Source organism: Mesorhizobium sp. WSM4836, assembly GCF_055811815.1.
The window spans coordinates 176,935-183,833 of record NZ_JBVVQF010000013.1; the positions used below are offsets into that span (position 1 = coordinate 176,935).

Annotated in this window: 6 protein-coding genes; 5 read left to right on the forward strand and 1 reads right to left on the reverse strand. The window is 64.3% G+C overall.

Translation table 11 applies throughout. The features are described from left to right. Positions 1–13 precede the first annotated feature (13 nt). The 3 genes from acuI (at position 14) to olsB (ending at position 4,406) form a co-directional block, all read left to right on the forward strand. Positions 14–1,003, forward strand: coding sequence for an acrylyl-CoA reductase (NADPH) (acuI, locus tag AC0L2P_RS17385; RefSeq protein WP_473502549.1), 990 nt, complete (start codon positions 14–16; stop codon positions 1,001–1,003). Between the two features lie 89 nt (positions 1,004–1,092). Next, positions 1,093–3,381 (forward strand): response regulator, encoded by a 2,289-nt coding sequence (locus tag AC0L2P_RS17390; protein WP_473502550.1) that lies wholly within the window; start codon positions 1,093–1,095, stop codon positions 3,379–3,381. 149 nt (positions 3,382–3,530) lie between these two features. Then, on the forward strand, positions 3,531–4,406 hold the full coding sequence (gene olsB, locus AC0L2P_RS17395) for a l-ornithine N(alpha)-acyltransferase (RefSeq protein WP_473502555.1): 876 nt from the start codon (positions 3,531–3,533) through the stop codon (positions 4,404–4,406). 169 nt (positions 4,407–4,575) lie between these two features. Here the strand turns inward: olsB and grpE are convergent, their stop codons facing one another. Continuing rightward, on the reverse strand, positions 4,576–5,211 hold the full coding sequence (gene grpE / locus AC0L2P_RS17400) for a nucleotide exchange factor GrpE (protein ID WP_473502551.1): 636 nt from the start codon (positions 5,209–5,211) through the stop codon (positions 4,576–4,578). Positions 5,212–5,449: 238 nt separating this feature from the next. On the opposite strand from grpE, the gene AC0L2P_RS17405 reads away from it, so the two are divergent. Together AC0L2P_RS17405 and AC0L2P_RS17410 are read left to right on the forward strand one after the other, a co-directional pair. Beyond that, positions 5,450–5,653: a hypothetical protein gene (locus AC0L2P_RS17405; protein WP_473502552.1), complete on the forward strand. Its 204-nt coding sequence runs from the start codon at positions 5,450–5,452 to the stop codon at positions 5,651–5,653. Between the two features lie 118 nt (positions 5,654–5,771). Beyond that, positions 5,772–6,794, forward strand: a complete 1,023-nt coding sequence (locus AC0L2P_RS17410) for a fatty acid desaturase (protein ID WP_473502553.1) — start codon at positions 5,772–5,774, stop codon at positions 6,792–6,794. The last annotated feature ends 105 nt before the right edge of the window (positions 6,795–6,899 follow it).

The window sequence follows — 6,899 nt, forward strand, 5'->3', positions numbered from 1 at the left end:
CCGAGGAGAAAAAATGCCCGAAACTTTCAAAGCCATCCTCGTTTCGCGCGACGCCGAGAAAAACCAGTCGGTCGCGGTGACCGAGCTTACCGAGGCAGATCTGATGGAGGGCGACGTCACCGTCGCGGTGGAGGCGACGACGGTGAACTACAAGGACGGCCTTGCGATTACCGGCAAGGCGCCGGTAATCCGCCGCTGGCCGCTGGTGCCCGGCATTGATTTCGCCGGCACCGTCATCTCGTCTTCCAATCCCGACTGGCGCAAGGGTGACAAGGTCATATTGAACGGCTGGGGCGTCGGCGAGACGCATTTCGGCGCCTTTGCCGGACGCGCCCGCGTCAAAGGCGACTGGCTGGTGCCGCTGCCGGACGGAATGAGCCCGCATGATGCGATGGCGGTCGGCACCGCCGGCTACACCGCCATGCTTTGCGTCATCGCGCTGGAGCGCCACGGCATCGTGCCCGATCGCGGCCCTGTGGTGGTGACGGGCGCTGCCGGTGGCGTCGGCTCGGTCGCGGTCTCAATCCTGTCCAGCCTCGGCTATCATGTCATCGCCTCGACCGGCCGCGCTGCCGAAAGCCCCTATCTGATGGATCTTGGCGCCGCGGAAGTGATTTCACGCGACGAGCTTGCCCAGCCGGCAAAACCGCTCGCCAAGGAACGCTGGGCCGGCGGCGTCGATGCTGTCGGCAGTCACACGCTGGCCAACGTTCTGTCGATGACCTCCTATGGCGGCGCCGTTGCCGCTTGCGGCCTCGCCGGCGCCATGGACCTGCCGGCAAGCGTCGCCCCCTTCATCCTGCGCGGCGTCTCGCTGCTCGGCATCGACTCGGTGATGGCGCCCAAGGCGATCCGCCTCGAGGCATGGCGCCGCATCGGCGCCGATCTCGATCTCGCAAAGCTTGCCAGCCTGTCGACGAGCATTGGCTTCGACGGCATCATCGGCGCCGCGCACGACATCGTCGAGGGCAAGATCCGCGGCCGCGTGGTCGTGGATATGTGAGCCTCCAAAGGGACAAAAAAGAGCGCGACCGCTAAAATTCGAACGATCAACCACAACCTTCGATAAGCTCTGTCTGGCAGGAATTCCGTATGATTGCGGAACCCGGCATCAGAGCGGCGGAACCAGCCGAACGGGCCGACGGGACGGCCCCCGAGGCGCCAGGACGGCAGATTGTCGCCGCGCCGCCGCTGGCGCCGGAACTGCCGGCCGCCAAGCGGGAAGGCCTGCCCTTCCTGACGCTGGTCGCCATCGTCGTGCTGGCAGGCCTTTCGCATCTGACCGGAGCGCCGATCTTCATCACCGTCGGCCTTTTGGTGACAGCCGTGGCCGGGCTCGCCATGCATCTGCGCAACAGGCGCACCGAGCGCCGCGCGGTGGCTTTGCTCGACGCGACCACCGCCCGCAGCCGCGCCGAAATCGAGACGCTGGCCGACCGCATGTGGGAGATGCAGGAGAGCGAGGAGCGCTTTCACGGTCTGATCGATGCACTCGGCGATCTCGTCGTCCACCGCGACCGCGACGGCCACATCGTCTACGCCAACAAGGTTTTCGCCGATCTTGTCGAAACCGACCAGCGCGACCTTGCCGGCAAGACCTTGGCCGAACTAGGCATCGATGTCGGCATCGTCCCGGACGCCGCGTTTTCCGACCATGAATGCCTGAGTTCCACCGATGTCGCCATTCGCACGCCGGACGGCCCACGCTGGTTCTCTTGGATCGAGCTGTCGGTGCGCGACAAGGACAGCGGCGCCGTCTCGCATCGCGCGATCGCCCGCGACATCACCGCCCGCAAGCGCGCCGAATCCTCGCTGATCACCGCCCGCGAGCGGGCCGAATATGCGAGCCAGGCCAAATCGCGCTTCCTCGCCACCGTCAGCCACGAGATCCGCACGCCGATGAACGGCATCATGGGCATGGCCCGGCTTCTCGCCGACACCAGCCTTTCGCCCGAGCAGCGGACCTATGTCGGCGCCATCTCGACCTCGGCCAGCGCACTGCTGGCGCTCATCGAGGACCTGCTCGACTACTCCAAGATCGAGGCCGGCCGCTTCGATCCCGAACCGCAGCCGATGTCGGTGCGCGAGATCGCCGACAATGTCATCGAGCTTTTGGCGGCGCGGGCTTTTGCCAAGGATATCGGCCTCGGCTGTCATGTCGAACCCAACGTGCCGCAGCTGATCACCGCCGACCCCGGCAGGGTCAGGCAGGTGCTGCTCAACCTCATCGGCAACGCCGTCAAGTTCACCGACAGCGGCGGCGTCCTGGCAAGCATCGCCCGCGTCCGCACCGAAACCACCGACCGCATCCGCTTCACCATCACCGACACCGGCCCCGGTCTGCACGAGGAGGACATGGAGCGCATCTTCGAGGACTTCGAGCAGGCTGACGGCACCTCGACCCGTGCGCATGGCGGCGCCGGCCTCGGTCTTGCCATTTCCAAGCGCCTGGTGACCGCCATGGGCGGCACTATCTCTGTGTCGAGCCGGCTTGGCCAAGGGTCCGAATTCGTCTTCGATATCCCCGCCATTTCCGCCGTCGAGGCGACGCAGATCCGCCAGGACGCGCTGTCGGGCCGGCATGCGGTGATCGTGTCGAAGAATCTGGTCGAGGCCGAAGCCATCGCCCGCACCATTCGCGCCAATGGCGGCACGGTCGATCTGGCCACCGCCGCCGCACAGGCCACCCCTTTCGCCGAGGGCTGCGATGTGCTGCTGATCGATGCTGCCATGGAGCAAAGCGACGGCAGGCTGCTCAGGCGCCTGCGCCAGAGCGGATTTGCCGATTGCGAGGCGGTGACGCTGATCGCGCCGACCGACCGCGGCATGCTTGGCGAGTTCCGTGCCAACGGCTACGCCACCTTCCTGGCGAGGCCGGTGCGCGGCGAGACATTGCTGCGCGTGCTTTTGACCAACCATTCACCGGTCATGGCCGAGCCACAACCGCAAAAGCGCGGCGCACAGGTTGGGCACGCCATTGGCGCCCGCCAGCAAGGCCTGTCGGTGCTGATCGCCGAGGACAACGACATCAACGCCATGCTGGCCCGCACCACACTGCTGAAGGCCGGGCATCGCGTGAAAGTGGTCGGCAACGGCAAGGCCGCCGTCGAGGCGGTCATCAGCACCGGCCACAAGCACCGCTACGACGTGGTGCTGATGGACTTGCATATGCCTGTCATGGACGGTCTCGACGCCATCGCCGCCATCCGCCGCCATGAGGAAGAGACCGCGGTGCCGCCGGTGCCGATCATGGTGCTGTCGGCCGACAGCCAGGAAAAGACCCGCCACGCCGTGCTCGCTCACGGTGCCAGCGGCTTCGTCACCAAGCCGCTCGACCCCGATGCCCTGGTTCATGCGGTCGAGGGCCAAGTGGCCGCCTGAGGCACAACATAGACGGTTGCTAGATTACCCAGCCGACGAAGTATTGCCCGCAGAGCCGTATCACGGTACTGTCACAATCCTGTTGCACCTACACCGTATCCCCGTGCCAAGAGGGATGGCTCGAAGGAGAATCACTCGTGCATACAGTCATGCCGGAATGTGATGCTCGGCCGAACGCCAGCGGGCCTTTGCTCGTCGGCCGGAACGCCGATGCCGTCATAAAAGGCGCATCGCTCGGCCGCATCGGCAATCTCGAAGTGCGGCTCGCCCGCAACGAGGCCGAGATCGCTGCCGCGCAGGAAGTGCGCTACCGGGTGTTCTACGACGAGCTTGGTGCCAGGAAGGACCTGTTCCAGATGCAGGACCGCCGCGATGCCGATCGCTTCGATCCCCTCTGCGACCATCTGCTGGTCTTCGACACTTCGCTTTCCGATCCCGAGCATCGCCGCATCGTCGGCACCTACCGCCTGCTGCGGCAGGAGATTGCCGCGGCCGCCGGCGGCTTTTATTCCGAAGGCGAATTCGAGCTGACCAAGTTGATCGCGCGGCATCCCGGCCAGCGCTTCCTCGAGCTTGGCCGCTCCTGCGTTCTGCCCGAATACCGCTCGAAGCGCACCATCGAGGCATTGTGGCAAGGCATCTGGGCCTATATCAACCATTACGGCATCGGCGTGATGACCGGCTGCGCGTCGTTCCACGGCACCGTGCCGGCGGCTCATGCCGAGGCGCTGACCTATCTTGCCCACCACTGCCGGACGAATTCATCCTGGGACGTGCGTGCCGTCGCCGGACGCTATTGTTCCATGGATCTGATGCCGATCGAGGCCGTCAATGCCAAGGCGGCGATCGCCGCGATGCCGCCGCTGGTCAAGGGCTATCTGCGCGTCGGCGCACGCATCGGCGACGGTTGCGTCATCGATCGTGAATTCTCGACGGTCGACGTGTTCGTGGTGATGCCGGTCAAGGAGATCGGCGCCCGCTACGTCAATTATTATGGCGGGGAAGCCCAGCGGTTTGCGGCGTGAGCAGGGCAGTAGGGGAATAAGGCAGTATAGGGCAGTAGGGAGTAGTAGGCATTTGCTCTACTTGACCCGACGCAGCGCTATTCCCTACTCCCGTACTGCCCTACTCCCGTACTGCCCTACTCCCGTACTGCCCTACTCCCGTACTGCCTTATTCCCCTACTCCCCTAACTTACGCATCCTTCTCGGCCTGCTCGTTCACCGGCCCCGGCTCGACCGGCGCTTCGCTTGCCACATGCTTGGGGCCGCCCTTGGCGATACCGACCATGGCCGGCCGCAGCACGCGCTCGCCGATCGAATAGCCGGGCTGCACGACCTGCACGACCGTGTTGGCCGGCACGTCGGGATTGGGCACCTCGAACATCGCCTGGTGGAAGTTCGGATCGAACTTCTCGCCCTCGGGCTCGAGCTTTTTCACGCCGTGGCGCTCCAGCGCCGACAGCATGGCGCGCTCGGTAATCTCGACGCCGTCGATCAGCGCCTTGAAACCGGCATCGCCCGACGCCTTGGCCTCCTCCGGGATGGCATCCAGAGCACGGCGCAGATTGTCTGACACCGACAGCATGTCGCGGGCAAAGTTGGCAACCGCATAGGCGCGCGCGTCGTGAACGTCGCGGGCGGTACGGCGGCGCAAATTCTCCATGTCGGCCGCGACGCGCAGCGCGCGATCCTTCAGCTCCTCGTTTTCCTTCAGAAGCCGCACAAGCGCTTCATAGTCGCCGTCGACGCCGCCTTCCCTTGGCTCCGCGGCAGCCTCGGTTTTCTCAGCTTCATCGGGCGCGCGTTCATCTTTTGCCTGGTCGCTCATCGCCGTTTCCCGTCATTTTCGAATGGTGTGGATTTGCGCCCGATATCGAGGTTTAGCGGCCAAAAATCAAGGGGCAAGCGCTACTGCAGCCGCTGCCGCGGCTTGATGGCGGGCCGCGCAGACCTTTTCGATTTTAATTCAAACTTTACCGTAACCGACGGCTTTGCTTGCCGGGACACTACAATGCGGGAACCGTTCCTCCCGTGGAAGAGTTTCGAAGCCGACACAGGATTTTGAGATGATGCCCCGCAGGAATGGCGAAAAACGCGACGGGCTCGCCGCCGATATCCGGCGCCAGCTCGGCAGTGAGGCGACCAAGCGCTTTCTGCGTACCTTGCCGGCCTTCCGCACGGAGTCCGATATTCCCGACCGTTTGAAGGAATTACTCGACCGCCTGGACGGCGTGGAAGCCAATGTGATCGCAGGCGGGCGCCGTCGGTAGACACCGTCGCCAGCGGCGCGACCTGCGATTGCGTCGGTGCCATCGCGCGACATTTACGCGCAGTAACTTTGCGTGATCTCCGCCTTGCGGCAGCGCCCCGCTCCGCCTATGTTTCATGATGAACATGATTTCCCCCGAAGCTGTGGCAAACAGCAAGCGCGCCTGGTTGAAAATCCTGTCGCGCTATAAAAAGCCCGACAGGCGTCGCAGCGCCGTCGAACTCGCCATCACCCTCATCCCCTTCGCCACGCTGTGGGCACTGTCCTCGGCCGCCTATGCCTATGGCCATTGGTGGGGTCTGGTCCTCATCCTACCGGCAGCCGGCTTTCTGGTGCGGATCTTCATGATCCAGCACGATTGCGGCCACGGCTCCTTCTTTGCCAACCGCTATGCCGATGACTGGATCGGCCGCGTCCTTGGCGTGCTGACGCTGACGCCCTACGACTGCTGGCGCCGCGCCCACGCAACCCATCACGCCAGCGCCGGCAATCTCGACGAGCGCGGCACCGGCGACATCAAGACACTGACCGTCGCCGAATACCGGCAACTGTCGTGGCGGGGCCGGCTTGCCTATCGCCTCTATCGCCATCCGCTGGTGATGTTTGGCCTTGGCCCGATATGGATCTTCATTTTCGAGCAGAGACTGCCGTTGGGCATGATGCGGGGCGGTTTCACCCCCTGGGTGTCGTCGATGTCGACCAATCTCGCCATCGCGGTCATCGCCGCGCTGCTCATCTGGTTCGTTGGCCCCGGCGCCTTCTTGGTCGTGCATTTGCCGATCGTCATTCTCGCCGGATCGGCCGGCATCTGGCTGTTTTATGTCCAGCACCAGTTCGAGGAGACGGAGTGGACAAAGGACTCCGAGTGGGAATTCCAGCACGCTGCCCTGCACGGTTCGTCCTATTACGACCTGCCGCCGGTGCTGAACTGGATCACCGGCAATATCGGCGTCCACCACGTGCACCACCTCTCGGCCAAGGTGCCATGCTACCGGCTTCCGGAAGTGCTGAGGGACTATCCGGAGCTGCGTGAGATCGGCCGCGTCACGCTTCTCGACAGCCTGCGCTGCGTCAAGCTGGCGCTGTGGGACGAGAGCCGCAGCAAGCTGATATCGTTCCGCGAAGCGCGGTTGGCCGTGTAGACGCACCGCCGCACCTAAAGCGCCTCATGCGACGCGCTTGTCTTATGACATTCATTGCCAAGAGGCGAGAATGAACCGCTGGGAGAGAGTAGCAGCTCTCTCGTC